The sequence below is a fragment of the Streptomyces sp. NPDC037100 genome (genome assembly GCF_055606225.1).
Genome location: NZ_JBVJSX010000004.1, coordinates 606,111 through 631,530, shown reverse-complemented (window position 1 = coordinate 631,530; position 25,420 = coordinate 606,111). Strand labels below are relative to the sequence as shown.

The 25,420-nt window shown below is 71.3% G+C and carries 30 protein-coding genes; 22 read left to right on the top strand and 8 right to left on the bottom strand.

Going from position 1 to position 25,420, the window contains the following annotated elements; translation table 11 throughout:
- Positions 1 to 22: 22 nt before the first annotated feature.
- The 3 genes from ACZ7EG_RS17200 to ACZ7EG_RS17190 form a co-directional block, all read right to left on the bottom strand.
- A complete protein-coding gene (locus ACZ7EG_RS17200; RefSeq protein WP_471078622.1) occupies positions 23 to 1,042 on the bottom strand; it encodes a S1C family serine protease in 1,020 nt (339 codons plus the stop codon).
- A 122-nt stretch (positions 1,043 to 1,164) separates the two neighbouring features.
- A complete protein-coding gene (locus ACZ7EG_RS17195; protein ID WP_471078619.1) occupies positions 1,165 to 2,187 on the bottom strand; it encodes a LacI family DNA-binding transcriptional regulator in 1,023 nt (340 codons plus the stop codon).
- Positions 2,188 to 2,314: 127 nt separating this feature from the next.
- Entirely contained in the window at positions 2,315 to 3,103 is a 789-nt protein-coding gene (locus tag ACZ7EG_RS17190; protein WP_471078616.1) for a winged helix-turn-helix transcriptional regulator, read from the bottom strand.
- Between the two features lie 172 nt (positions 3,104 to 3,275).
- Between ACZ7EG_RS17190 and ACZ7EG_RS17185 the strand changes: the two genes are divergently transcribed.
- From ACZ7EG_RS17185 to ACZ7EG_RS17145, 9 genes are all read left to right on the top strand, one after another.
- Positions 3,276 to 4,127: an alpha/beta hydrolase gene (locus ACZ7EG_RS17185; RefSeq protein ID WP_471078613.1), complete on the top strand. Its 852-nt coding sequence runs from the start codon at positions 3,276 to 3,278 to the stop codon at positions 4,125 to 4,127.
- Between the two features lie 38 nt (positions 4,128 to 4,165).
- A complete protein-coding gene (locus tag ACZ7EG_RS17180) occupies positions 4,166 to 4,420 on the top strand; it encodes a MoaD/ThiS family protein (protein WP_351628205.1) in 255 nt (84 codons plus the stop codon).
- 2 nt (positions 4,421 to 4,422) lie between these two features.
- Positions 4,423 to 5,523, top strand: a complete 1,101-nt coding sequence (locus tag ACZ7EG_RS17175; RefSeq protein WP_471078610.1) for a hypothetical protein — start codon at positions 4,423 to 4,425, stop codon at positions 5,521 to 5,523.
- 139 nt (positions 5,524 to 5,662) lie between these two features.
- On the top strand, positions 5,663 to 6,400 hold the full coding sequence (locus ACZ7EG_RS17170) for an LmeA family phospholipid-binding protein (protein WP_471078607.1): 738 nt from the start codon (positions 5,663 to 5,665) through the stop codon (positions 6,398 to 6,400).
- Positions 6,401 to 6,602: 202 nt separating this feature from the next.
- Positions 6,603 to 6,683 carry a putative leader peptide gene (locus ACZ7EG_RS17165; protein ID WP_350310325.1) on the top strand — a complete coding sequence of 27 codons (81 nt, stop codon included), beginning with the start codon at positions 6,603 to 6,605 and terminating at the stop codon, positions 6,681 to 6,683.
- 137 nt (positions 6,684 to 6,820) lie between these two features.
- Positions 6,821 to 7,666 carry a sulfurtransferase gene (locus ACZ7EG_RS17160; protein ID WP_097217446.1) on the top strand — a complete coding sequence of 282 codons (846 nt, stop codon included), beginning with the start codon at positions 6,821 to 6,823 and terminating at the stop codon, positions 7,664 to 7,666.
- A gap of 39 nt (positions 7,667 to 7,705) precedes the next feature.
- On the top strand, positions 7,706 to 7,993 hold the full coding sequence (locus ACZ7EG_RS17155; RefSeq protein ID WP_003991226.1) for a DUF1416 domain-containing protein: 288 nt from the start codon (positions 7,706 to 7,708) through the stop codon (positions 7,991 to 7,993).
- 86 nt (positions 7,994 to 8,079) lie between these two features.
- Positions 8,080 to 8,337 (top strand): DUF3099 domain-containing protein, encoded by a 258-nt coding sequence (locus tag ACZ7EG_RS17150; protein WP_062927666.1) that lies wholly within the window; start codon positions 8,080 to 8,082, stop codon positions 8,335 to 8,337.
- A gap of 21 nt (positions 8,338 to 8,358) precedes the next feature.
- Positions 8,359 to 8,733 carry a VOC family protein gene (locus tag ACZ7EG_RS17145; RefSeq protein ID WP_471078602.1) on the top strand — a complete coding sequence of 125 codons (375 nt, stop codon included), beginning with the start codon at positions 8,359 to 8,361 and terminating at the stop codon, positions 8,731 to 8,733.
- On the opposite strand, the gene ACZ7EG_RS17140 is transcribed toward ACZ7EG_RS17145, so the two are convergent.
- Positions 8,727 to 9,089, bottom strand: coding sequence for a DsrE family protein (locus ACZ7EG_RS17140; RefSeq protein ID WP_471078599.1), 363 nt, complete (start codon positions 9,087 to 9,089; stop codon positions 8,727 to 8,729). The two genes, ACZ7EG_RS17145 and ACZ7EG_RS17140, sit on opposite strands and share 7 nt — an antisense overlap.
- A 204-nt stretch (positions 9,090 to 9,293) precedes the next feature.
- On the opposite strand from ACZ7EG_RS17140, the gene ACZ7EG_RS17135 reads away from it, so the two are divergent.
- Genes ACZ7EG_RS17135 through ygfZ form a run of 3 tightly spaced genes read left to right on the top strand, consistent with a single transcriptional unit; the run spans position 9,294 to position 11,335 of the window.
- Entirely contained in the window at positions 9,294 to 9,869 is a 576-nt protein-coding gene (locus ACZ7EG_RS17135) for a heme-binding beta-barrel domain-containing protein (protein ID WP_361310629.1), read from the top strand.
- Between the two features lie 16 nt (positions 9,870 to 9,885).
- A complete protein-coding gene (locus ACZ7EG_RS17130; protein WP_471078594.1) occupies positions 9,886 to 10,323 on the top strand; it encodes a Fur family transcriptional regulator in 438 nt (145 codons plus the stop codon).
- A 10-nt stretch (positions 10,324 to 10,333) separates the two neighbouring features.
- A complete protein-coding gene (gene ygfZ / locus ACZ7EG_RS17125) occupies positions 10,334 to 11,335 on the top strand; it encodes a CAF17-like 4Fe-4S cluster assembly/insertion protein YgfZ (protein WP_471078591.1) in 1,002 nt (333 codons plus the stop codon).
- Between the two features lie 19 nt (positions 11,336 to 11,354).
- Here ygfZ and dtd read toward each other — a convergent pair whose 3' ends face one another.
- Entirely contained in the window at positions 11,355 to 11,780 is a 426-nt protein-coding gene (gene dtd, locus ACZ7EG_RS17120; protein ID WP_030242984.1) for a D-aminoacyl-tRNA deacylase, read from the bottom strand.
- A 211-nt stretch (positions 11,781 to 11,991) separates the two neighbouring features.
- Between dtd and ACZ7EG_RS17115 the strand changes: the two genes are divergently transcribed.
- The 3 genes from ACZ7EG_RS17115 to ACZ7EG_RS17105 all read left to right on the top strand — a co-directional run bounded on the left by ACZ7EG_RS17115 (position 11,992) and on the right by ACZ7EG_RS17105 (position 15,162).
- Positions 11,992 to 12,624 (top strand): RsiG family protein, encoded by a 633-nt coding sequence (locus ACZ7EG_RS17115; RefSeq protein ID WP_471078588.1) that lies wholly within the window; start codon positions 11,992 to 11,994, stop codon positions 12,622 to 12,624.
- Positions 12,625 to 12,719: 95 nt separating this feature from the next.
- Entirely contained in the window at positions 12,720 to 13,973 is a 1,254-nt protein-coding gene (locus ACZ7EG_RS17110; protein WP_471078849.1) for a GNAT family N-acetyltransferase, read from the top strand.
- 286 nt (positions 13,974 to 14,259) lie between these two features.
- A complete protein-coding gene (locus tag ACZ7EG_RS17105; protein ID WP_471078585.1) occupies positions 14,260 to 15,162 on the top strand; it encodes a winged helix-turn-helix domain-containing protein in 903 nt (300 codons plus the stop codon).
- A gap of 36 nt (positions 15,163 to 15,198) precedes the next feature.
- On the opposite strand, the gene ACZ7EG_RS17100 is transcribed toward ACZ7EG_RS17105, so the two are convergent.
- Positions 15,199 to 15,387, bottom strand: coding sequence for a hypothetical protein (locus ACZ7EG_RS17100; protein ID WP_031143363.1), 189 nt, complete (start codon positions 15,385 to 15,387; stop codon positions 15,199 to 15,201).
- Between the two features lie 186 nt (positions 15,388 to 15,573).
- On the opposite strand from ACZ7EG_RS17100, the gene ACZ7EG_RS17095 reads away from it, so the two are divergent.
- Together ACZ7EG_RS17095 and ACZ7EG_RS17090 are read left to right on the top strand one after the other, a co-directional pair.
- Complete coding sequence (locus ACZ7EG_RS17095; protein WP_471078846.1) at positions 15,574 to 16,425, top strand: winged helix-turn-helix domain-containing protein; 852 nt, start codon at positions 15,574 to 15,576, stop codon at positions 16,423 to 16,425.
- A 29-nt stretch (positions 16,426 to 16,454) separates the two neighbouring features.
- Entirely contained in the window at positions 16,455 to 17,177 is a 723-nt protein-coding gene (locus tag ACZ7EG_RS17090) for an HAD family hydrolase (RefSeq protein ID WP_471078582.1), read from the top strand.
- Here ACZ7EG_RS17090 and ACZ7EG_RS17085 read toward each other — a convergent pair.
- Positions 17,174 to 17,356: a hypothetical protein gene (locus ACZ7EG_RS17085; RefSeq protein WP_471078579.1), complete on the bottom strand. Its 183-nt coding sequence runs from the start codon at positions 17,354 to 17,356 to the stop codon at positions 17,174 to 17,176. The genes ACZ7EG_RS17090 and ACZ7EG_RS17085 overlap by 4 nt on opposite strands.
- 170 nt (positions 17,357 to 17,526) lie before the next feature.
- Here ACZ7EG_RS17085 and ACZ7EG_RS17080 point away from each other — a divergent pair, with 170 nt between their 5' ends.
- From ACZ7EG_RS17080 to ACZ7EG_RS17060, 5 genes are all read left to right on the top strand, one after another.
- Positions 17,527 to 18,405, top strand: a complete 879-nt coding sequence (locus tag ACZ7EG_RS17080) for a winged helix-turn-helix domain-containing protein (protein WP_471078575.1) — start codon at positions 17,527 to 17,529, stop codon at positions 18,403 to 18,405.
- A 257-nt stretch (positions 18,406 to 18,662) separates the two neighbouring features.
- On the top strand, positions 18,663 to 20,852 hold the full coding sequence (locus ACZ7EG_RS17075) for a phosphotransferase family protein (RefSeq protein WP_471078572.1): 2,190 nt from the start codon (positions 18,663 to 18,665) through the stop codon (positions 20,850 to 20,852).
- A gap of 26 nt (positions 20,853 to 20,878) precedes the next feature.
- Positions 20,879 to 21,502, top strand: coding sequence for a TetR family transcriptional regulator (locus tag ACZ7EG_RS17070; RefSeq protein ID WP_471078569.1), 624 nt, complete (start codon positions 20,879 to 20,881; stop codon positions 21,500 to 21,502).
- Between the two features lie 40 nt (positions 21,503 to 21,542).
- Positions 21,543 to 23,561, top strand: coding sequence for a HelD family protein (locus ACZ7EG_RS17065; protein ID WP_471078566.1), 2,019 nt, complete (start codon positions 21,543 to 21,545; stop codon positions 23,559 to 23,561).
- Between the two features lie 31 nt (positions 23,562 to 23,592).
- Positions 23,593 to 24,216 carry an RraA family protein gene (locus ACZ7EG_RS17060; protein ID WP_471078563.1) on the top strand — a complete coding sequence of 208 codons (624 nt, stop codon included), beginning with the start codon at positions 23,593 to 23,595 and terminating at the stop codon, positions 24,214 to 24,216.
- Between the two features lie 21 nt (positions 24,217 to 24,237).
- Here ACZ7EG_RS17060 and ACZ7EG_RS17055 read toward each other — a convergent pair whose 3' ends face one another.
- A complete protein-coding gene (locus ACZ7EG_RS17055) occupies positions 24,238 to 25,416 on the bottom strand; it encodes an SGNH/GDSL hydrolase family protein (RefSeq protein ID WP_471078560.1) in 1,179 nt (392 codons plus the stop codon).
- Positions 25,417 to 25,420 lie beyond the last annotated feature (4 nt).

Here is a 25,420-nt window from a genome sequence, read left to right as displayed (position 1 = left end):
CGTCGCTGTCAGATGCTCGGACTCAGTCGGTCGCACCCGCCCGCAGCTTCGCGAGGTCGGCCTTGACGGTGTTGATCGGGATGGCGAAGCCCAGGCCGACACTGCCCGCGTCGGAGGACGAGGAGGCCTGGCTGGTCGGCGAGTACATCGCGGAGTTGATCCCGATGATGTTGCCGTTCATGTCGATCAGCGCGCCGCCGGAGTTGCCCGGGTTGAGGGACGCGTCGGTCTGGAGCGCCTTGTACGTCGTCGTGTCGGACCCGGTGTCGCCGTTGAACTGGCGTCCGCCGAACTCGAACGGCCACTGCTCGCCCTGCCCCTGGCCCTGCCCCCACTGCTGCCGGCCCTGGTCCTGGCCCTCCTCGGTGGGGACGGTGACGTCACGGTCGAGGGCCGAGACGATGCCGCTGGTGACGGTGCCGGACAGCCCCTCGGGGGAGCCGATCGCCACGACCTGGTCGCCGACCTGGAGCCCGGCGGAGTCGCCGAGCGTGGCCGCCTTCAGGCCGGAGGCGTTCTCCAGCTTGATCAGCGCCAGGTCCTTCTTGCTGTCGGTGCCGACGATCTTCGCGGTGTACGACTTGCCGTCGCTGGTCGTCGCCTTGATCTGGGAGGCCCCGGCGACGACGTGGTTGTTGGTGACGATCTCGCCGCCACTCGTGATGATCACGCCGGAGCCGGTGGAGGACCCGGCGTTGGAGTCGGCGCTGATCTCGACGATGCTCGGGCTGACCGCCTTCGCGACCCCGGCGACCGTGCCCTTCTGGCTGGACGGGACCACGTTGGTGCTGGTGGAGCTGGAGGCGACGGTGTCGTTGCCGGTCAGTTCCTGGATGCCGTAGGCGGTGCCGCCGCCTATCGCCGCCGCGACGATCGCCACGGCGGCGATCAGGGCCAGGGGGCCGCGGTTGCGCTTCTTCGGATGCGGAGCATGCGCCGGGGCGTACGCCGGCGGGGGCGGCCACTCGGGGTTCACCGGGGCCTGCTGCTGACCCTCGTGAGGGTTCTCGTACTCGCCACTGCGGTGGAAGCTCTCGGTCATGGAACAGAGCTTGTCGCCCGACCATGAGAGCTTCCTGAGTGCTCCCTGAGAAGCCCGACAGAACCTCGTATGCCCGATATAAAGAGGCCTGGCGCCCCGGGCCCGGGGCCGATCGCCCGTCGCTACGGGCAGCCGCAGGACTGCCGGGTCACCAGCCGCGAGGGGAAGACCTTCAGCCGCTCACGCCGGGTGCCCGCGACCCGCAGCCCGTCGTCGAGGACGAGGTCCACCGCCGCCCGGGCCATCGCCGGACGGTCGGACGCGACCGTCGTCAGGGGCGGGTCCGCGAGGGCCGCCTCCTTGATGTCGTCGAAGCCGGCCACCGCCAGCTCGCCGGGGACGTCGATGCGCAGCTCGCGCGCCGCGCGCAGCAGGCCGATCGCCTGGTCGTCGGTGGAACAGAAGATCGCCGGCGGGCGCTCGGGGCCGGAGAGGATCTTCAGGGCGGCCTGGTAGGCGTCGTAGCGGTTGTAGAGGGCCTCGAAGAGGCGGCCCTCCGTGGAGATCCCGGCGTCGTCCATCGCGCGGCGCCAGCCCTCGACGTGGTCGGAGACCGGGTCGCCGACCGCGGGCGTCTCGGCTATGCCGCCCATACAGGCGACGTATTCGTAGCCGTGCTCCAGCAGGTGCCGGACGGCGAGCTCGGCGCCGCCCAGGTCGTCCGTGGTGACGGCGACGTCGTCGATGGCCTCGGGGCGTTCGTGCAGCAGCACGACCCGGGCGTCCCAGGCCTCGATCTCGGCGGCGGCCAGGTCGTTGAGCGCGTGGCTGACGAGGATCAGGCCGGAGACCCGCATTCCGAGGAAGGCGCGCAGGTAGTGGACCTCGCGCTCGGCCACGTAGTCCGTGTTGCCGACGAGGACCATCTTTCCGCGCTCGGAGGCGGCCTGCTCGACCGCGTGCGCCATCTCCCCGAAGAAGGGCTGGCGGGCGTCCGGGATGATCAGGCCTATGAGGTCCGTGCGCCGGGAGGCCATCGCCTGGGCCACCCGGTCGGGCCGGTACCCCAGTTCCTTGATCGCGGCGAGGACACGCTCGCGCGTGGCCGGGGCGACCGGCCGGGGTCCGTTGTTGATGACATAGCTGACCACGGCAGTGGAAGTCCCTGCCAGCCGCGCCACATCATCCCGAGTCACCTTGGCCACGCGCGGAGTCTACGCGGATATACCTGCTCCGGGCAGGGCGTAAAGGAGGTTCCGTACGATATCCCGACCGCCGTCCGGGGCACCCGTGCGGGAAGCGATGCCCAGGTCGGCGGCGCGATACGCCTCCTCACGCCTCGGCGCGGACCTCGACGGCGTCCAGGGCGGCCGACTCGTCCGACTTGTCCGTCTTTGCCTTGGCCGCCTTGGTGTTCGCCTCCTCGGCGGCGCGCTCCATCTTCTCCGGCTTCTCCGGCGTAACGAATCGATAACCGACGTTCCGGACGGTGCCGATCAGCGACTCGTGCTCGGGGCCCAGCTTGGCGCGCAGCCGCCGTACGTGCACGTCGACCGTGCGCGTACCGCCGAAGTAGTCATAGCCCCAGACCTCCTGGAGCAACTGGGCGCGGGTGAAGACCCGGCCGGGGTGCTGCGCGAGGTACTTCAGGAGCTCGAACTCCTTGAAGGTGAGGTCGAGGACGCGGCCCTTGAGCTTGGCCGAGTACGTCGCCTCGTCGACCGACAGGTCGCCGTTGCGGATCTCCATGGGGGAGTCGTCGCTGACGATCTGCTGCCGGCCCATGGCGAGGCGCAGCCGCGCCTCGACCTCCGCGGGGCCGGCGGTGTCGAGCAGGACGTCGTCGATGCCCCAGTCGGCGGTGACGGCGGCGAGGCCGCCCTCGGTGACGACCAGGACGAGCGGACAGCCCGGCCCGGTGGAGCGCAGCAGCTGACAGAGGCTGCGGACCTGGGGCAGATCGCGCCGGCCGTCGACGAGGATGACGTCGGCGCCGGGGGTGTCGACGAGGGCGGGGCCCTCCGCGGGCGCCACACGCACGTTGTGCAGGAGCAGGCCGAGGGCGGGGAGCACCTCCGTCGACGGCTGGAGGGCATTGGTCAGGAGCAGCAGAGAACTCATACGTCTGGTTCCTCCTCGGTCCCTGCGAGGACGTTTGTTGGCACAGCACCGCTCTGCGATCCCGAAGGCCCCGTACACCTGCGGTTTCCCGCGTCGTATACAACGCTTCCGAAAGCACAAAAGGACCCGGGGGCTACGTTGCCCGAGTCCTCTGCCCAGCAGAATAGCCCACATGAGCTCTGGTTCGGCAGGTCATGTGGCGCGTTCCACCGATCGTCCGCATTCCGAGACAAGCGGTGGAAAGCCCGTGCGGATGTCTTCGAGGGCGTTTCTGCGCACGTCCGACGGGGTTGCGATCGACGCCGTATACGAGCCGGGAGCGGCTGTATGCGACACATCCCCGACCCCTTCCGCTCATCCCGTGTTCGTCGTCGCCCACGGGTTCACCGGCGCGGTGGACCGCCCGCACGTGCGGCGGATCGCGCAGGCGTTCGCCCGGCACGGGGGTGTGGTCACCTTCTCCTTCCGCGGGCACGGGATGTCCGGCGGGCACTCCACGGTCGGCGACCGGGAGGTGCTCGACCTGGCGGCGGCGGTGGCCTGGGCGCGGAGTCGCGGGCACGCGCGGGTGGTGACCGTGGGCTTCTCCATGGGCGGCTCGGTGGTGCTCCGGCACGCGGCGCTGCACCCGCGGCAGGCCGACGCGGTGGTGTCGGTCAGCTCGCCGGCCCGCTGGTACTACCGGGGCACCGCGCCCATGCGGCGGCTGCACTGGCTGGTGACCCGGCCCGAGGGGCGGGTCGTGGGCCGGTACGGATTCCGCACGCGCATCCACCACCGGGACTGGAACCCGGTGCCCCTCTCCCCGGTGGAGGCCGTGCCGAGGATCGCCCCGACCCCGCTGCTGATCGTGCACGGCGACGCCGACGGCTACTTTCCCGTCGACCATCCGCGCATGCTGGCCGCGGCCGCCGGTGACCAGGGCGAACTGTGGCTGGAGCGGGGTATGGGGCACGCCGAGCACGCGGCGGGCGACGAGCTGCTGGCCCGGATCGGGGAGTGGGGTGTCGGCCGGGCGGGCTAGCCTGACGGGGTTCACCGTCGAATTCATTGAGGAAGCAGATGCCAAAGGTCACGGTGCGCTACTGGGCCGCAGCCAAGGCCGCGGCCGGGGTGGCCGAGGAGCCGTACGAGGCGGTCACGCTCGCCGAGGCGCTCGCCGGTGTGCGCGAGCGGCACCCCGGCGAACTCGAGCGCGTCCTGCGCCGGTGCTCGTTCCTCGTGGACGGTGACCCCGTGGGCACCCGCGGGCATGAGACGGTACGGCTGGCCGACGGCGGCACGGTCGAGGTGCTCCCGCCGTTCGCAGGAGGGTGAAGATGACCGACCAGCCGAACCGGCCCTACCAGCCGTACGACGGCTACGACCCCTACGGGCAGCAGCCGCAGGCGTGGCCCGGGCAGGGCCACCAGGGGTACGAGGACCCGCACGCCGCTCAGCAGTACACGCAGCAGTGGCAGGGGCAGACCTGGGAGACGCAGAACCACCAGCCCGTGTCCGGGCAGGCGCCGGACCCGGAGACGGCGATCCTGACACCCCAGTCACCGCGGTCGCCCCGGCCGGTCCAGAACCCCCGGACGCCGCAGGGACCGGCGGCCCCGCCCGCGGGCGCCGCCGCCGACACCTCCGCTGCCGGTTACGGCCCCGCCACCGTCGGCGGGAACACGCGCGTCACGGACGCCCAGCGGGCCCGGGCGGAGGGGCGCTCCCCGATCATCGAGCCCGGTATGCAGCCGGCCGCGCTGACGGCGGTGCTCGGGCTGCTGCTGGCCGGTGCGGCGGCGGTCGGGACGTACGCGCTGCTCGTGCCGCTGGTCGTCCTCCAGGCGGTCACGGCGGCGGGCTGGTTCCGGCTGAACGGGATGTGGCCCGCCCGGCAGGGCATCGCCCTGGGCTTCGCGGGCGCGCTGGCCGCCGACGCCGCGCTGCTGGTCTCGGACCGCTCGCCGTCGGCGATCCTCGGCACGCTCGGGGTGTGGGTGCTGCTCGCGCTGGTCCTGCAACTGCGGTCGCACGCCGATCCGGACGAGCGGATGTACGGCCTGATGGCGACGGTCGCTGCCTCCGCGCTGGCGATCGTGGCCGGCGGGTACCTCGCGGCCGCCGCCGACGCGGTGACGGTGGGTGCGGTGGCCGTGGCGGTGGCCGTCCTGGCCCGCGCCCTGCCGCTGCCGACCCCGGCCTCGGTGGTCGTGTCCCTCCTCGCCGCGGCGGGGGCGGGCATCGCGGCCGGGTCGGTCACGGACCTCGGCACCTCCGGGGCCCTCCTCGGCGCGGGCGCCGCCGTCTGCGCCCTGATCGGCCACCGGGTCGCGAGCTACGACTACCCGTCCCGGTTCGTGCACTTCACGGCGGGCGTGGCCCTGCCCCTGGCCGCGGCGGCCCCGGCGGTGTACGTCCTGGGCCGGGCGTTGACGTAGCGCGGAGGCCCGGACGCCGGGCTTCCGGTCTGTCACAGATGATCAACAATCCTCCGGTTCCCCTTCCCCTCGGCGTTACCCTCGCGCAAGGGACGGCCACCGGGTCGTCGCAGCACCGGACCGGTGGGGGACACACCGCATGCGCGCACTGCGAATACTGCTGATCTTCGTCGTGATCCTGGGCGGCCTCTTCGTGATCGCCGACCGCGTCGCGGTCAACTTCGCCGAGGACGAGGCCGCCGACCGGCTGAAGACCACGGAGAACCTGTCGGCGACCCCGGACGTGTCGATCAAGGGCTTCCCGTTCCTCACCCAGGTCGCCGGCGGCTCCCTGGACGACATCGAGGTCGGCATCAAGGACTACGAGGCCGCCGCGGGCAGCGACGGCCGGAAGATCCGTATCGACGACCTGCGGGCCGACATGAAGGGCGTCGAGTTCTCCGGCGACTACAGCTCCGCCACCGCCACCAGCGCGACCGGCACCGCGACCATCGCCTACGACGAGCTGCTGAAGACGGCGAAGTCCGAGCCCACGCAGGTCGCCCCGGGCGTCACCGCCAACGTCATCGGCCTCTCCGACGGCGGCAACGGCAAGATCAAGGTCACCGTCGAGGCCACGGTCCTCGGCACCAAGCTCCCGGAGCCGGTCTCCGTGCTCAGCTCGGTGAAGGTGGACGACGGCACCGTCCGGGTGCACGCCGACGGCCTGCCCAGCTTCGGCGGTGTCGACATCGCCGAGAACCGCGTGCGGGCGATCACCGACTTCCAGCAGAAGATCGACGGTCTGCCCGGCGGCATCAAGGTGGACACCGTCCAGGCCGCCCCGGACGGCGTCGAGATCACGGTGAAGGGTTCCGACGTCCGGCTGGCCGGGTAGGGAGGGCGCAAGGCGGTGGACCAGGGGTGTCCGGTGGGCGAGACGGCGGCGTCCGCAGCTCAGATGTGACGGCCGATACATCGGGTCACGACCCCTGCCCCTACGCCTCGCAGGGCTCTCTGGTCCCACATCGCGGATCATCTCGTCTCAGCATGCGACACACCGGTGACACGCCCGCCCGAGCGTCCCTACGATCGACGCTATGAAGCGACAGGCGGACCTCACGAAGCGGCGGGCAGTAGACCTGTGCCGCGTCGCCGCCATGCTCTGTCGCACCTTCTGAGCGATCGCGTCGGCAGTCGCGCCGGCGCGCGCATCCCCGCAGCCCCGCATCACGGGCACCCGTGCGCCGCCCTGCCTCAAGGGCGCGCCCTGCAGACCTCGCACGCCCCGCCGTAACTGCCCCGGAGGAGAAGAAGCATGAGCCGCAACGACGTCCTGGTTGACGCCGACTGGCTCCAGGAGCACCTGGACGACCCGACCATCGCCATCGTCGAGGTGGACGAGGACACGTCCGCCTACGAGAAGAACCACATCCGCAACGCCATCCGGATCGACTGGACGCAGGACCTGCAGGACCCGGTCCGCCGCGACTTCGTCGACCAGGAGGGCTTCGAGAAGCTCCTGTCCGACAAGGGCATCGGCAACGACCACACCGTGGTCCTCTACGGCGGCAACAACAACTGGTTCGCCTCGTACGCCTACTGGTACTTCAAGCTCTACGGCCACGACAGCGTCAAGCTCCTCGACGGCGGCCGCAAGAAGTGGGAGCTCGACGCACGCGAGCTGGTCGCCGGGGACGAGGTGCCGGAGCGCCCGAAGACGGACTACAAGGCCAAGGCCCAGGACACGTCCATCCGTGCCTTCCGCGACGACGTCGTGGCCGCCATCGGTTCGCAGAACCTCGTCGACGTGCGGTCGCCCGACGAGTTCTCCGGCAAGCTGCTCGCCCCGGCCCACCTGCCGCAGGAGCAGTCCCAGCGCCCGGGCCACGTCCCGTCCGCCCGCAACATCCCGTGGTCCAAGAACGCCAACGACGACGGCACCTTCAAGTCGGACGACGAGCTCAAGGAGCTCTACGCCGCGGAGAGCGTCGACCTGGCCAAGGACACCATCGCCTACTGCCGCATCGGTGAGCGCTCCGCGCTGACCTGGTTCGTGCTGCACGAGCTCCTCGGTGTGGAGAACGTCAAGAACTACGACGGCTCCTGGACCGAGTACGGCTCCCTCGTGGGCGTGCCGATCGAGCTCGGCGCCAACAAGTAAGCAATCCCGACCGACCTTTCCAGACTTCAGGAGTACGACATGTGCGGTGCGAAGGCCGGCGGCCCCGACGCCTCGACGATCAAGCCCGGTGAGACCACCATCCAGGGTCAGGTGACCAAGGACGGCGAGCCCGTGGTGGGCTACGTCCGTCTGCTGGACTCGACCGGCGAGTTCACGGCCGAGGTGCCGACCTCGGCGACCGGACAGTTCCGCTTCTACGCGGCCGAGGGCACCTGGACCGTCCGTGCCCTCGTGCCCGGCGCCACCGCCGACCGCACGGTCGTCGCCCAGCAGGGCGGCCTGGCGGAGGTCGCGATCGCCGTCTGACGGCGACCGGTCCTCGAAGGGCCGCACCCCTCGGGTTGGACGCCTGGGGTGCGGCCCTTCGGCCTGCCCGGACCTACGCTGGAGGTATGTACGCACGGCGGCGTCATACGTACTTCGCGATGATGGGCCTCTGCATCGGCCTCTTCGTGCTGGCGTGGGGCGTCGTGCGGCTGTGGTCGATCCCCGTGGCCGTGGGTATGTGTGTGGTGGCCATGGTGATCCCGCCCGTGGCGGCCATGGTCGCGAACCGGCGCGGCCCGGAGGACCGGTGGTGGGACGACCCCTCCGGGGACCCTCAGTCCGACGAGTGGTGGGACGAGCTGGACGGCAAGAAGCGCCGGTAGCGAACCGGCCGGGGGAGGGCCATGCGCCTGGCGGCGGCGACTCTGGACGCACCGGACGCCCGTGAACTGGCGGACTTCTATCTGCGGCTGCTGCCCGGCTGGGCCGTACGGCCGGGCGAGGACGGCCCGGACTGGGTGCACATCCGGCCGCCCGACGGCGGCACGGGGCTGTCCTTCCAGACCGAGCCCGCGTACGTGCCGCCCGTCTGGCCGAGCGGCCCCGGCCGGCAGCAGATGATGATGCACCTCGACCTCGAGGTCGACGACCTGGAACGGGCGACCGCGCGGGCCGTCGCCGCCGGGGCCCAGCTCGCCGGATTCCAGCCGCAGGACGGCGTGCGGGTGCTGCTGGACCCCGCCGGGCATCCGTTCTGTCTGTTCACGGACTCTCAGTAGACGAGCGCCTGCGTCCCGTCCGCCACGGCCTCCTGGACGAAGACCTGCGCGCCCGCGATGCGCACGCCCTCGATGACGTCCTGCTCCGTGATGTCGCGGCGGGCCGCGCACTGCGTGCACAGGGTGACGCGGCCGCCCGCGAGGAGGGAGTCCAGCAGGTCGGGCAGGGGAGCCGCGTGCGGCAGCTCGAACTCGGCGGCCCGGCCGGGCAGGGCGAACCAGGCGGACTCGCCGGTCAGCCACAGGGAGACGTCGACACCGCTGGCGACGGCCACCGCCGCCACCGTGAACGCCTGGGAGCACCGCTCGGGGGCGTCGGCCCCCGCCGTCACCTTGATCACCAGCTTCTTCGCCATAGCCGGAATCGTAGTGCCGAAAGGGCCCGCGTAAGCTGGGCTCGGCCCTGTGCAACCGTTCGCACCCCCGCTCAAGGAGCACCCCGTGGAGATCTTCTTCGAAATCCTGTTGGTCCTGGTCGCCGTCGGCGTCCTCGCCTTCGCCGGACTGACCGTGAAGAAGCTGTACCAGGGCCAGCGCTGACCCCCGTCTAGGAAGTTCCCATGATCGAGATCCCGTCCGACCTCCACAAGGACCTCGTCCCGCTCGCCTTCCTGCTCGGCAACTGGGCGGGCGCCGGCGTGCACGACTTCCCCGGCTCCGAGAAGTGCAACTTCGGGCAGGAGGTCACCTTCACCCACGACGGCCGGGACTTCCTGGAGTACCAGTCGCACAGCTGGGTGCTGGACCAGGACGGCAACAAGGTCCGTCCCCTGGAGTCCGAGCACGGCTACTGGCGGATCGACGCCGGCCGCAAGGTCGAGGTGACGATGACCCGCGACGACGGCGTCATCGAGATCTGGTACGGCGAGCTGGCCGACAAGAAGCCGCAGATCGACCTCGTGACGGACGCGGTGGCCCGCACGGCCGCCTCCCAGCCCTACACCGGCGGCAAGCGGCTGTACGGCTACGTCAAGAGCGACCTGATGTGGGTCGGCGAGAAGCAGACCCCCGAGGTCGAGCTGCGCCCCTACATGTCCGCCCACCTGAAGAAGGTCGTCACCCCGGAGGAGGTCGAGCGCTGGGCCAAGGCCCTGCCCGACGACATGCCGGACGACGGCATCGCTTTCTTCAAGTAGTCCTAGACTCAGGGGTGTGGTGAGCACCGACTGGAAGAGCGATCTGCGGCAGCGCGGCTACCGGCTGACCCCGCAGCGGCAACTCGTGCTCGAAGCCGTGGACACCCTTGAGCACGCGACCCCCGACGACATCCTCGTGGAAGTGAGGAAGACGGCGTCGGGGGTCAACATTTCGACGGTGTACCGGACGCTGGAGCTCCTGGAGGAGCTCGGCCTGGTCAGTCACGCCCACCTGGGACACGGAGCGCCGACGTACCACCTCGCGGACCGGCACCACCACCTCCACCTGGTCTGCCGGGACTGCCAGAACGTGATCGAGGCGGACGTCTCGGTGGCCGCCGAGTTCACCGACAAGCTGCGCCGGACGTTCGGCTTCGACACCGACATGAAGCACTTCGCGATCTTCGGCCGGTGCAAGGACTGCACGCTCAAGGCTTCAACTACCGAGTCGTAGGCTTACGGATATGAAGAGCCCCCTGCTGACCCTGCCCGGCGCCGTCCCCGCCGAGGGCGTGGACGAAGGTGTCGCCGCCCACTACGGCGACCTGTTCCGTGAGCAGCGTGCCCTCGCCGACGGCACCGGATTCGTGGACCTCTCGCACCGGGGGGTCGTCGCCGTCACCGGCGAGGACCGGCTCGCGTGGCTGCACCTGCTGCTCACCCAGCACGTCAGCGACCTCCCGGCGGGCCGGGCGACCGAGGCGCTGATCCTCTCCGCGAACGGCCACATCGAGCACGCGCTGTACCTCGTCGACGACGGCGGGACGGTCTGGGCCCATGTGGAGCCGGGCACCCAGGAAGCGCTGATCGCGTACCTGGAGTCGATGAAGTTCTTCTACAAGGTCGAGGTCGCCGACCGCACGGCCGACATCGCCGTGGTGCACCTCCCGGCCGGCTCCATCGCCGAGGTCCCCGAGGACGTCGTCGTGCGGGAGACGCCGCACGGCCGGGACCTGTTCCTGCCCCGCGCCGACCTGGAGTCCTACGCGGCGCAGGCCGGGCCGCCCGCAGGGATCCTCGCCCACGAGGCGCTGCGCGTGGAGCAGCACAGGCCGCGGCTCGGTTTCGAGACCGACCACCGCACCATCCCGCACGAGCTGGGCTGGATCGGCTCGGCGGTGCATCTGCAGAAGGGCTGCTACCGGGGGCAGGAGACGGTCGCCCGGGTGCAGAACCTGGGCAAGCCGCCGCGCCGCCTGGTCTTCCTGCACCTCGACGGCAGCGAGGTTCATCTGCCCCCGGCCGGGACGGAGCTGCGGCTCGCGGGTGGGGGCACCTCCCGCTCGAGCGAAGCCGAGAGTGGGGGAGGACCCGACGGCCGCAAGGTCGGCTTCATCACGACGTCCGCCCGCCACCACGAGCTCGGCCCGGTCGCCCTCGCCCTGGTGAAGCGGAACGTGGCGGTGGACGCCCCGCTGGTGGCCGGGGACACCGCCGCGGCGCAGGAAGTCGTCGTCGAGCCGTAGGAATTGTAGATCTTTCGGGTCAGATTTCGATCTGCACGGTGAACGGGCCGTCGTTCGTCAGTGATACGCGCATCGCCGCCCCGAAACGGCCCGTGGCCACCGTCGCGCCCAGGGAGCGCAGCTGGGCGACCACCTCGTCGACCAGCGGTTCGGCCACGTCGCCGGGGGCGGCGGCGTTCCAGGTGGGGCGGCGGCCCTTGCGGGCGTCGCCGTAGAGGGTGAACTGGCTGATCACCAGGAGCGGTGCGTCGATGTCGCTGCACGACTTCTCGTCGTGCAGCATGCGGATCGACCAGAGCTTGCGGGCCAGCTGGGCCGCCTTCTCCTTGGTGTCCTCATGCGTGACGCCGACGAGGACGCACAGCCCCTCGCCCTCGATCGCCCCCACGGTCTCGCCGTCCACGACGACGCTCGCGCCGTCCACCCTCTGCACCACTGCTCGCATACGTCCATCATGCAGGGCGGTGACATCCGCGCCGCGGCCGGTCGGGGCATGGCCCGAAAGGGTGGTTTGCACGGGCGCCAACAGCCCCTGCACGGCCGTATTTTGCTGCTATACCGCCCATCTGGGGTCTATCGGGGGCACTCGTTCCCATAGCGGCCACTTGGGGTGGCACGATGCTTGCACACACCGGTCGAGGGGACGGTTGAGGCACATGAGCACATCAAGCACCGGACAGCAGCAGGCGGCTTTCCGGTCGACGTACACGGGGATCGGCGCGTCGGAGTACCACCGGCCGCCCACACAGCGCACGGACAGCCCGCGGCTGCCCTCGGACAGCTCCGGACCCGAGCTGCCCGCGCTGAGCCTGCCCGAACTGCGCACGCTGCGCCGCGAGGCCCAGCGCGACGAGGCCGACCTCAGCTATCTGCGGCGGCTGCTCCAGGGGCGCATCGACATCCTGCGCGCCGAGGTGGCCCGGCGTGCCCCGGCGGGCGCCGCGTCCGTCGCCGCGGCCGAGGAGACGTCGGTGGTGGAGCGGCTGGCGGAGATCCTGCGGGACGCCCCGGCCCGGCACCGCTCCTCGGCCCGCCACGTCACCCTGGGCACGCCGCAGGGCGAGGAGTACCGGCGGCTGGCCGCGGAGATGCTCGCCGAGGTCGAGCTGTCCGACCTGGGCGCGCGCACGGACCTGGAGCTGAACACGGCGATGGGACGGCTCGAGCGGCACGAGCAGCAGGTCTCCCGGCGCCGTCAGCGGCTCCAGCGCAGAGCCGACGAGTGCAGCGCGGAGATCGCTCGCCGCTACCGCGAGGGGGAGGCGCAGGTCGACGACCTGCTGGTGTGAGCTGTTCCGGGCCGGGCTCCGGGGCGAGGGGAGGGCCGGTCGGATATTCACGCGACACCGACCGGTCCGGTGCCTAGCGTGAGGTCATGACCCCCATGCCCCGTGCCGACGACATCGACATACGCCCGATCACCGACGGCGAGTTCGCCGACTGGCTGCGTGCCGTGAACACCGGCTTCCTGCGGGCGTCCGCTCTCACCGAGGAGGAGATCGAGGGCCGGCGCGGGCGGTTCGTCGAGGGTCGTTACCTCGGTGCCTTCGACCACGGCAGGTGCGTGGCGACCTTCCGCTCCTTCGACCAGGAGCTCACGGCCGTCGGCGGGGCCGCCGTCCAGGCCGACGCGATCTCGGGCGTCACCGTCACCGCCACCCACCGGCGGCGTGGACTGCTCAGCCGGATGATGGCGAAGGACCTGGCGGCCGCGAAGGACCGCGGGGACGTCGTCGCGACGCTGATCGCCGCCGAGTACCCGATCTACGGCCGCTACGGCTTCGGGCCGGCGACCTGGATGGCGGAGTGGACGGTCGACGTGCCGCGCGCGGGTCTCGACGCCCGTTGGGCGGGCCCGGCGGACGGCGGGCGGGTCGACCTGGTGGAGGGCGAGGACGTCCGCAAGCTCGGCCCCGAACTGCACGAGCGGCTGCGTCGCGGCCTGCCCGGCGCCGTCGACCGCGACGAGACGTGGTGGAAGACGAACACCGGCGTCCTGCGCTGGGACCCGTCGTGGAAGCAGCCCTTCTACGCCGTGTACCGCTCGGCGTCCGGCGAGGTCGAGGGCATGGCCGCCTACGAGGTGGACGACAACTGGGGCGACGGCAAGCAGCCGTTGAACACGGCGACCGTGCGGTGGCTGCTCGGCACGACACCGGCCGCGGAACGCGCGCTGTGGGAGTACGTCTGCTCCGTCGACTGGGTCGCGAAGGTGAAGAGCGGCTGGCGGGCTCCCGACGATCTGCTTCCGCACCTCCTGCCCGACCCGAGGGCGGCCCGGATCACCTCGCTCGCGGACTGGCTGTGGGTGCGGATCCTGGACGTCGAGCGGGCGCTCGAGGCGCGGACGTACGAGGGCCAGGGGGCGCTGGTGCTGGAGGTCACCGGCGTGGACGGGCTGACCGGCGGGCGTTATCGGCTGGAGGCCTCGCCCGCGGGGGCGTCCTGCACGCCGACCACCGAGAGTGCGGAACTGGAGCTGGGGCCGGGCGAGTTGGCGGCGCTGTGGCTCGGGGACGAGTCGGCGGTACGGCTGGCGGCGCTGGGGCGGGTGCACGAAGGACGAGTGGGCGCCGCCCGGAAGGCCGACGCCCTGCTGCGTACGTCCAGGCGGCCTTGGTGCCCGGACATGTTCTGAGCCGCTCCCTTCTGCAGGAGGGCCGGCGGTGTGCCGGTGGTGTGCTGGGGACCCGCATCCGTAGCGAGCTGTTCAGTTGTGGTTGTCGTGCGGCCGTGCCGGCCGGGCGGGACTCCCGGCTCCCCTCCGGAAGGAAGTCCCTGAGCGGGTGGCCAACCCTTTGAAGGTCTGACCATGTTCCCCAAGTTGGCTACCAACTTCTCTGTACTTATCTCCGTCTGGAAGCGGCTCATAACCACCTTTCCCTGAACTGCCTAAAGATGGCGGGAAGTTGTACTGTTCGGTTGTGGACCCGGAACACGACTCCGTCAACGGACGGAAGAGGTCAGGGCGGCCACGGAGAACACATCACCAGGTGGCCGACGAGCTGCGCGCCCGGATCAGGTCAGGGGCGCTGCGCCCCGGTGAGCGCATGCCCACCCAGGCTCAGCTGGCTCACGAGTTCGGTGTCGAGCGCGGTGCCGTGCGGCAGGCCCTGCGGATCCTGCAGTCCGAGCGGTTGCTCACCAACGTGTCCAAGGGCAGTCCGGCGACCGTCGCGCCCGACCCCGTCGGTGCGCTGACCGGCCCGCAAGCGCCGCCGCGGCCCACGACGGTGGCCCTCGCTCCCCGGATAGCGGAGGCGTTCGCGGCGGAGCACGTCGAGATCGACGCCGTGTGCCTGACGTCCATCTCCCTCACGCTGGCCATCGGTGAACCGCTGCGGCAGATCCACGCCGGACGGCGGAAACCGGCCAAGGTCGACGTCCGGGTGCTGCTGCCGAGCCGGGACATCGACCTGGCCTTCCCGGTGCCGGTCGAGGGGCGCGGCGACGGCGGGGTGCACGAGCGGTGGCTGACGATGCGCAACGCCCAGGGGCAGGTCCTCCAGCACAACCTGCTGGCCCTGCGCGCCACCCACGGCATCGACGTGCACGTCACGTTCCGGGCGCTGCCCTTCACTCCGCCGGTGAAGCTGTACCTGCTGAACGGCACGGAGGCGCTGTTCGCGTACTACACGCTGACGCGCCGGGAGGCCGAGACCGATCGCGAGCAGCCGGCGCTGTACGACGCCCAGGGCACCCAGTCCATGCTGTTCGCCTTCCGGCAGGGCGCAGGGCTGCGCGACACGACGTTCGTGGAGCAGTCGCACCTGTGGTTCAACGCACTGTGGGAGACGATCAGTTCGGAGCTGGTGCTCACGAGCTGACGTCTCCCACGGGTCGTTCCGGGGTGGTGCGGTGACTCATCGGGCGGGCCCCGTCATCAGCAGCGCGAGCACGACGGCACCCGCGGAGCTGACGGCCGGGCTCTTGGCCTTGACGCCGACGGTGAGAAGGATCAGGCCGACGATGCCGGCCGGACCGTACTTCCACTGGACGAGCTGTTCGAAGGCGACGACGAAGGCGGCGGAGAGGAGAGCGAGGGCGGGCATCGGTGTTCCCCCTTCGGAAGTCCGGAAGCAAAACTTCCGCCAACTCCGAGAAGTTGGCAACCAACTCTGATTAAGTTGTCCCCACTTGGCCCCTACTTATAAACAACTTCCAAGCAACTCCCGTCAGATGGATCAGAGTTGTAGCGTTTGGCCGTGGTCCAGGAGAGTGTGGCGGAGAACGTGGCAGTGAACGGCAGCAGAAGGTCATCGCCCCAGGAGATCGCCGACAGCCTGCGGGAACGCATCCGAGCCGGTGAGCTCAAGCCGGGGGACCGCCTGCCCACCCAGGCCGAACTCGCGGAGGAGTTCGGTGTGGAGCGCGGCGCGGTCCGCCAGGCCCTGCGGTCCCTCCAGGAAGACGGTTTCCTCACCAACGTCAGCAAGGGCAGCCCACCGCGGATCGCGGCCCCGGCCCCGGCCCGGGGCGAACCCCAGCCGACCATGGTGGGCCTGGCCCCCCGTCTGGCGGAGGCGTTCTCGGCCCGGCATGTACGCGCCGATGTCGTCTGCCACACCGCCGAGACGCTGATGGTCGCCATCGGCGAGCCGCTCCGCATGATCCACGAGGGCCGCATCCGCCCCGAGTCGATCGACGTCCGCATCCTCGTCCCCTCCCGCGACATCGAACTGGCCTTCCCGGTCCCGGTCGAGGCCCACGGCGACGACAACCCGGTCCACCAGCGCTGGCTGGCCATGCGCAACGCCCAGGGGCAGGTCCTCCAGCACAACCTGCGGGCGCTGCGCTCCACGCACGGCATCGACGTACGGGTCCGCTTCCGCGCGCTGCCCTTCACCCCGCCGGTGAAGCTGTACCTCCTCAACGAGGAGGAGGCCCTGATCGGCTACTACATGCTGACCAGGCGCGAGGAGGAGTGGGGCAGCCAGACCCTGGACATGTACGACGTCCTCGGCTCCCAGTCCCTGCTCTTCTCCTTCGTGCAGCGCACGGGCCGGCGGGACGCGGCGTTCGTGAAGGAATCCCAGAAGTGGTTCAACGCCCTCTGGGAAACCATCACGACGGACCTGACACTCTCCTAGTGACTCCTGATACGGCGCAGACTGGTGCGGTGACAATCGAGACCGAGAACGATCCGTACGAACTCCGCGATCTGACCAGACGTGCGCGCGTCGTGCTCTGGGACTTCGACGGGCCCATATGCCGCCTGTTCGCCGGGCACTCGGCGGAGCAGGTGGCGAGCGACCTGGTCTCCTGGCTGGAGAGCCGGGGCCTGCACGGCCTGCTCACCGAGACCGAGCGGGAGTCCCTCGACCCGCATGTGGTGCTGCGCGCCGTGGACCGCCGGCACCCCGGCAGCGACCTCGTCGCCGAGCTGGAGGAACGTCTCACCCAGGAGGAGCTGCGGGCCGCCTCCTCGGCGTGGCCGACCGCGTACGCCGACCCGCTGATCCGCACCTGGACCGCCGTGGGCTCGCGCCTGGCCATCACCACGAACAACTCGCCACGGGTGGTCCGCAAGTACCTCGCGGGGCGCGGTCTCGCCGACTGCTTCGCCCCGCACATCTACGGCCGGACCCAGGAACTCCACCACCTGAAGCCGCATCCGCACTGTCTGAACCGGGCGCTGAACGCGATGGGGGTGGCGCCGGGTGATGCTCTGATGATCGGCGACACGCCATCCGACCACGAGGCGGCCGAGGGGGCCGGGGTGCCCTTCCTGGGGTACGCGCGCAACGACAGGAAGGCCAAGCTCCTGAAGGCGGCCGGGGCCGAGGTGGTCCTGGAATCCCTGGAGCCGCTGTTGCGGCTGCTGAGCCCGCGCCGACCCTAGTACTGGGCGAGTAACAGGCCCATGAGGACGGCGGCGATGATCAGGCAGGTCGGGTTCCGGGCTCGCAGGCCGGCTCCGAGGAGGAACAGGCAGAGCATGCCGGACGTGCCGTAGCGAATCTCGATCACGCGCTCGATGGTCAAGCCGAAGAGTGCGGACAGCAGTTGTGCGAGTTTCATGGCGCCCCCAGAACCACTTCCCGAAAAGCGATCAACTTGCAGTCCAATTGGACTGGTTGTCGCACAGTGGTTCTGCCCTGGGCTGTTGATCCCTTAACCAGCGGCCGAGTTGACTGCCCGAGTTGACTGAAGGCGGTTTGCCCACCTGGGGAAAGAGGTACGGTCGCGGTGTGAGTGAGGGGCACACCGGCGAGGGCGGCGGCAGATCATTCGAGCGCGTCGCGGGTGAGCTGCGGGCGCGTATGGCCAGCGGCCGCTATCCGCTGCACTCGCTCCTGCCGCCACAGCGCGAGCTCGCCGACGAGTTCGGCGTCTCCCGGGACACCGTTCAGCGGGTCCTCAAAGAGCTGAAGAGCGAGGGCTGGATCGAGTCCCGTCAGGGCAGCGGCTCCCGGGTGATCAAGTCCCAGCGGATCCATTCGCCGATGAGCAACCAGCGGCCCGACCGCGTGATCACGCTCGGACCGCTCATCAGCGCGGCGTTCGAACAACCTCAAGTCACGCTCGACGTCTACACGTTGACGTCCGAGTCGCTGGACGTCCACATCCGGCTGCAGGCCGAGCGGATCCGTTCCGGCGAGATCGCGCCCGAGCGCATCGCCCTGCGCATGCTCCTGCCGTCGGAGTCGCTGGAGCTGCCCTACCCGCGGGCTCTCGACGCCGCGGACGCTCCCCGCCTGAGGGACCGCTTCCGCACCATCACCAGACGGAGCACCGAGTCCCTGATCCATGTGCTGAGGGATCTGAAGGCGGCGGAACTGGTTCCGTCCGTGGAGCTCCAGATCCGGCACGCGCCCCTGACGCCGACCTTCAAGCTGTACGTGATCAACGGGGTCGAGGTGCTGCACGGCCTGTACCAGATCGTCGAGCGGGAGCTGGTCCTGGACAGCGGGGAGCAGTTGCGGGCACTCGACGTCCTGGGCCTCGGCGCCACGCTGACACACCATGTGCAGGACGATGATCCGGACTCGGCCGGTACCGTCTTCGTGGACACCATGCGCAAGTGGTACGGCTCCGTCTGGGACCTGTTGTCCGAGGGGCCCGAGTAGCGAAAAGGCGCCGGAGAGACTGAAGGGGCCGAGGGGGCGGACGGGTGTAGCATTCCCGCACCGTGCAGCGATTGAGTCAAACGCTCGTCCTCGTTCGTATGGGAAAGGGCCGACCGGCCGCCGTCGAACAAGCTCGCGCACGCTCATGCAGATGAGTGGCAAACCACCCGTGATGGCGCACTCCGCCATGCGCGGCACCGGCCGTGAACCTACCGTTTGCCTGACCGTCCCCCCTTCTCGTACTCCCGGAGCGGCCCGTGGGCGCACCCTCTCCTTCCCGTCCTCTTCTCGGGGAGCGCGCCTCGCACGACGCCACCTGCCGGGCCTTCGTGAAACGGGCCGCCGAGCTGGGAGTGGCGACCAGCGGCCACCACAACCGGAACTACGTCCTGCCGCTCACGGAGGGCATGGCCCGCCTGGTCGGGCGTGAGGCGGGGACGTCGGTGACCGTCCGGATCCGGCGTCCGGACGCGCTGCCCGTCGTCATCCGGACCTGGCAGGACGAGGCGGAGATCCTCGGCGCCGTCCGGGGGGTCCTGCCGCACGCGCCGGAATGCCTGGTCAAGGACGAAGGGTTCGCCGTCCACAGCTTTGTGGAAGGCGTTCCGCTCTCCAGCGTCTGCACCGACGGCAAGCCCGTCGACACCCTCCTCATCCGGGCCCTGGCGGGTCTGCTCGCGCAGATGGCACACGTACGGCGTGGCGCGCTGCCCGCTCTCCCGCCCGTCTGGCCCCGCAACGACACGGACAGCCAGGGCTTCCTCCAGACGCTGGTCCACCTGGCCGACCTGCAGATCAGGCGGCCCAACCGGGCCGCCTTCGGGGGGCTCTTCGCGGCGCTCGGCATCCCGGAGGACGCCCTCGCCGGGCTGGCCGACCGGGTGCCTGCGATGGCCCGGCGGCCGTACAGCCTGCTCCACGCCGATCTGCACCGCGACAACGTGATCGTGTCGTACGCGAGCGACCCGCCCCTCATCTGCGTCGACTGGGAGCTCGCCACCTACGGCGACCCGCTGCACGACCTGGCGACGCACCTCGTCCGGATGCGGTACCCGGCGCACCAGTGGGCCGAAGTGGTCGACGCCTGGGGCGAGGCCATGCAGCAGGTCCGTCCGGCCGCGGTCAGCGGCCTGGCGAGGGATCTGCGGCACTATCTGGCGTTCGAGCGGGCGCAGTCCGTCTTCCCGGACGTGATGAGGGCCGCCCGGTCGCTGGAGGAATCGTTCACGCAGACGAGCCTGGACGAGGCGACGGCCGAGGTGCGCCGGGCCCTGGAGGCGGCGGCGGAACCGCTGCGGCTCGTCGCTGTGCCGAGGGAGGGCGAGATCCGGCGGGCCCTGTTCCGGTGGCTGGTGTCGCGGATGAACGGGGACATCAGCGGGCGGGCGTGGATCGCGGAGGCGTTCGAGTGGCGGCCCGACCGGCGGGTGCCCGAGCGCCCCGACTTCCCGTCCACGGCGGTCCGGGAGGCCCTGCTGGCGGAGGGGGCCGCGCCCGCGGGCCGGGTGTTCAAGGGCACCGCGCACCTGAACACCGTGGTGGCGGTCCCGGGCTTCGATTCCCCCGTGGTCGTGCGGCGGAAGCTGCCCTACGTGTGCCGCAGGGAGCGTGGCTTCCTCAGCGAGCACGCCGTGCTGCGCGCGATCGAGGAGTCGTCCGCCCGGGTGGCGGCGCCGCGGGTGCTCGCCCTGGGCGAGACCTACCAGCGCGACACGATCGCCCTGCACACCTACGTCGGGTCGCGGGACGTCGACCGGCCCCCCAACCACCCCGTCCACGGTCTGCTGCCGCACGAGGCGGACGGCCTGGTGGACCAGCTGTGCGAACTGACGCAGGTCAGGTACGAGCAGGTCGACCCGATCGCCGGCCAGGGCGCGTTCCACGACTGGCTGCGGGAGCAGCTGATCTCCCTGGTGCGGGACCTGCCGAAGGCGTCGCAGCAGCTGGCGCGGCACCTCGGGCTGCCCGACCCCGACCGGTTGCAGCTGATCCTCTCCCGGCACGAGGTGAGCGACCGGGAGCCCGCGCTCCTGCACGGCGACCTGAACCCCTGGAACCTCGTACGCCGCGACGACCGGCTGGCGCTGACCATCATCGACTGGGAGATGGCCGTCGTCGGCGACCCTCTGTACGACCTCGTCCGGCACATGCACCTCACGCCGACCCGGCCGGAGATCAGGGAGCGCATGTTCCGCCGCTGGGAACGCCGGCTGCCCGCCGAGTACACCCGCGACTGGCGCAAGGACTGGCGGGTGTACCGCCGGCTGGAGATCGTGCGCTCCGCCTACGTCGACCTGGACCGCATCGTGACGGGCGCGAGCCTGGACGCCCCCAACGTCCGGCGGGCGGTGGACTCCTACGCGGTGACGCTGGCCGTCGCCACGGGCTCGCTCGGCCTCCCGGTGCGCTCCACGGCGAACCCGTATCTCGCCCGCGCCCTGTCCTGACCCCACCGCTGCGTAGGCTCCCCGGTATGACCAACCAGGGCCTGCGCGAGCGCAAGAAGCAGCGGATGTACGAGACCGTGTCGGACATCGCCGTGCGGCTCTTCCTGGAGAAGGGGTTCGACGCGGTGTCCGTCGCGGAGGTGGCGGCGGCGGCCGACATCTCCAAGCCGACGCTGTTCCGGTACTTCCCGGCCAAGGAGGATCTGGTGCTGTACCGGATCGCCGACCACGAGGGGGAGGCCGCCCGGGTGGTGGCGGAGGCCGGGACCGCGCCCGTGGAGGCGCTGCGGCGGCACTTCGTGGACGGGCTGGAGCGGGGGGATCCGGTGACCGGGCTCAACGACCATCCCGACGTGCTCGCCTTCCATGCCCTGCTCTACGGGACGCCGTCCCTGGTCGCCCGGGCGCACGCGCACCAGGAGCGGTCGGAGGCCGCGCTCGCCGACGTGCTCGGGGGTGATCTGGACGCGCGGCTGGCGGCCGGGCAGATCATGGCGGTGCTGCGGGTGCTCGCCCTGGAGAACTGGCGGCGGATCGCGGCGGGGGAGCGGGTGGCGGACGTACGGCCGGACGCGGTGGCGGCCGCGGAGCGGGCGTTCGGGCGGCTCGCGGCCGGGCTGTCCCCCGGCCCCCTTGGCGAGACTCGGTAAATTATTTAACTCGGTTAGATTTTCGCGTACGCTCGGTGGAATGACCTCGACCGAGCCCGCACTTCAGCACGCCCTCGACACGGAACGCGCCCATCACGAGCGCTGCCGGACCGCCCTCGCCGCGATGGTCGAGGGCGCCGGTGAACAGGTCGTCATCGGCGAGGACGTCTCCGCGTCCGGGGCCGATGCCGAGGTCCTCGGGTACCGGCTGCGCAGCCGGGCGAAGGCGCTGCGGGAACTGCCCGAGGGGCCGTTGTTCTTCGGGGCCCTGGAGAGCGGGGACGGGCCGTTGCACATCGGGCGGCTGCGGATCTCCGAGCACCCGGCCGAACCGCCCCTCGTCGTCGACTGGCGTGCGCCCGTCTCACGCGCCTTCTACCAGGCCTCTGCGCACGACCCGCAGGGCGTCGCCGTGCGGCGGCGGTTCGGCTGGGCGCCCGGCAGCCGGGGCGACTCCGCGGACCTCACCGGCCTGGAGGACGAACACCTGGAGCGGGGGGAGGCACGCGACAGCGAGATCGTCACCCGGGAGATCGAACGGCCCCGGGTCGGGCCCATGCGGGACATCGCCGCGACGATCCAGCCCGAGCAGGACGACCTCGTACGGGCCGACCTGGCGGTGTCGGTGTGTGTGCAGGGCGCGCCGGGCACCGGCAAGACCGCCGTCGGGCTGCACCGGGCCGCGTATCTGCTCTACACGCACCCGCAGCGCATCCGGCGCGGCGGCCTGCTGATCCTCGGACCCAACCGCACCTTCCTGTCGTACATCGCCGAGGTGCTGCCGGCCCTCGGGGAGACCGGTGTGCGCCAGTCGACCCTGGGGGAGGAGATCGCCCGGTGCCCGGTCCGGGGCGTGGACGACAAGCCGGCCGCGGTCGTCAAGCACGACGCCCGGATGGCCGAGGTGTTGCGGCGGGCGCTGTACGCGCGGGTGCGCGCCGACGGCGGCGGGGCGTCGCTCGCGGTGCCGGACGGGTCGTACCGGTGGCGGGTCCCGGCGGGGGTGTCGGCGGAGATCGTGGACCGGGTGCGGCAGGAGGAACCGCCGTACGGGGTGGGGCGGGAGCGGGTGCGGGCGCGGATCGTGCGGTGTCTGCGCGAGCAGGCCGAGCGGCGGTCCGGTCCGCCCCCGAACGCCTGGGTGCGGCGGATCGAGCGGGCGCGGCCGGTGTCGGAGTACGTCGACGCCGTGTGGCCGCGGGTGCGGCCCGAGGAGGTCGTGGCCGGACTGCTCGGCGACGAGAAGGCGTTGGCGGCGGCCGCCGAGGGGCTCCTCGACGCCGGTGAGCAGCGGGCGCTGCTGTGGCAGCGGCCGCCCAGGTCCTGGAAGTCGGCGCGCTGGTCGGCCGCCGATCTGGTGCTGCTCGACGAGGTGGCCGGGCTGATCGGGCATCCCGAGGGGTACGGGCACGTCGTCGTCGACGAGGCGCAGGACCTGTCCCCGATGGAGTGCCGGGCCATCGCACGCCGGGCCCGCTTCGGTTCGCTGACGGTGCTGGGCGATCTGGCGCAGGGAACGACGCCGTGGGCGGCGCGGTCGTGGCGTACGGTCCTCACGCACCTGGGGAAACCGGACGCGGCCGTGGTCGCCCTGACCACCGGGTTCCGGGTGCCGCGGGCGGTCGTCGGGCTGGCCAACCGGCTGCTGGAGCGACTGGAGGTCGACGTGCCGGCCGCCCGTTCGCTGCGCGGGGACGGGGAGTTGCGGATGCGGGAGACGACCGTCGACGGTGTGCCCGGGGCGGTCGTGGCGGCCGTACGGGACGCACTCGGGCGGGAGGGCTCGGTCGGGGTCGTCGCGGCGGACGCGGACGTCACCCGGGTGCGGGAGGCGCTGGACGCGGCCGGCATCGAGGCGGCGGGCCCGGACGACCTCGGCGCGCGGGTCGCGCTGGTGCCGGCGAGCGTGGTCAAGGGCCTGGAGTACGACCAGGTGGTGGCCGTCGAGCCGGCGGCGATCGCCGAGGCGGAGGAACGGGGGCTGCACCGGCTGTACGTCGTGCTGACCCGGGCGGTCTCCCGGCTGGAGGTGGTGCGGGGGAGGCCACTGCCGTTCTAGGGGACTTCTCCGACGGCTAGGGTCCGATGCCATGACCGACGTCGACGCGTTCACGGACATACCCACGACCGCACTGGCCGATCTGCTCGGCCGCGGGCAGGTCATGGACATCGGGATCCGGCCGCTGTGGGGGCCGGTGCCGCGGGTGGCCGGACCGGCCTTCACCGTACGGTGCCCTCCCGGCGACAACCTGATGCTGCACGCCGCGATCCACCGGGCCGGGCCCGGTTGCGTCGTCGTCGTGGAGTCGGGCGACCTGGACTACGCCCTGGCGGGCGGCAACGTGTGCGCCGTCGCCCAGCGCCGGGGCATCACCGCGTTCGTCGCCGATGGGCTGATCCGCGACCTCGCCGAGGTCCGGGACCTGCGTTTCCCGGTGTTCGCACGCGGCGTCATCCCCATCCCCGGTACCAAGTCGGCCGCCCGGCCGCTGAACGAGCGGGTGCGCTGCGGCGGGGTCGTGGTGGAGGCGGGCGACACGGTCGTCGCCGACGAGGAGGGCGTCGTGGTCGTCCCCGGGACCCGTCGCGAGGAGGTCCTGGCCGCGGCCCGGGCCAAGCTGGCCAAGGAGGCCGACGAGACCCTGGACGCCTGGGAGTCGGCCCACCGCAGGCGCATCGACGCGATCCTGGCGGACCAGGGCTTCGAGGGCTGACCGGCCGCCCCCGGCAGGTCGCTATGCCGCGGTGAAAGGCCCTCCGTTGGTGAAGGCCAGTTCGTGGAAGCGGTCGCCGAGGTGGCGGTGGGTTGCCGCGTCGGGGTGGACGTGGTCGGGCAGGGGGTGGGCGGCGGCGTCCTTCGCGCCGTAGAGGTCGAGGCCGTCCAGGTAGTGGAGGTTCGGGTCGTCGGTGGCGCGCTGTTCGACGACGCGGGACAGTTCCTCGCGGATGACGGTGAGGGTGAGTTTGCCCAGGGGCGTCTCCGCCGGGTCGCCCATGGCGGAGAAGACCAGGCGGCCCTTGCCGATCTCCTCGCGGTCCGGGGCGGTGGGGCCGGGCGTGTCCTCGTGGATGGCGCAGTGGATGGGGGAGACGAGCAGCAGCGGGGTGTCCGGGTGCCCCTCGCGGATCGTGTCGAGGAAGCCGTGCACCGCGGGACCGAACGCGCGCAGCCGCATCGCGTCCGCGTTGACGATGTTGATGCCCATCTTGACGCTGATCAGGTCGGCCGGGGTGTCCCGCATGGCGCGCGCGGTGAAGGGGTCGAGCATCGCGCTGCCGCCGAAGCCGAGGTTGACCAGCTCCACACCGCCGCGCAGCGCGGCGATCGCGGGCCAGATGGCGGTGGGGCTCGCGGCGTCGGAGCCGTGGCTGATCGAGCTGCCGTGGTGCAGCCACACCCGGCGGCCCCGGTCCGGGGCGGGCGCGACGGGGGCGTCCGTGCGCAGGGCGACCAACTCGGTGGTCTCGTTGTGCGGCAGCCAGATCTCGACGTCCTTGTCCCGCGCGGGCAGACCCGTGAAGCGGACCGTGCCGACCGGGCCGGACGCGAGCTCGCCCTCCCAGGTGGCCAGGTCGACGGTCAGGACGTTGCCGTCCCTCCCGGCGGCCTGGCCGGCCGGGCGGCCGTCGACGAGCAGGTCGTACAGCCCGTCCGGGCGCGACGGGAAGCCGGTGTAGTCGCGCTTGGTGCGCAGCGTGTCCAGCTCGACGGCGGTCGCGGCGGTACGGAACACCAGCCGTACGCCGGAGGGCTGGGCCTCGGCCATCGCCAGCTGCGCGTTGGTGTTCTGCGCGCGGGCCCGGGCGGGCAGGCGGTGGGGGAGCAGGCCGTGCTCGGTGCGCTCCACGTCGAGGGCGCCGCGCAGCAGGTCCGCCGTGACGGGCGTGGTGATCCAGTCGTGCTCGGTGTGCATGGGT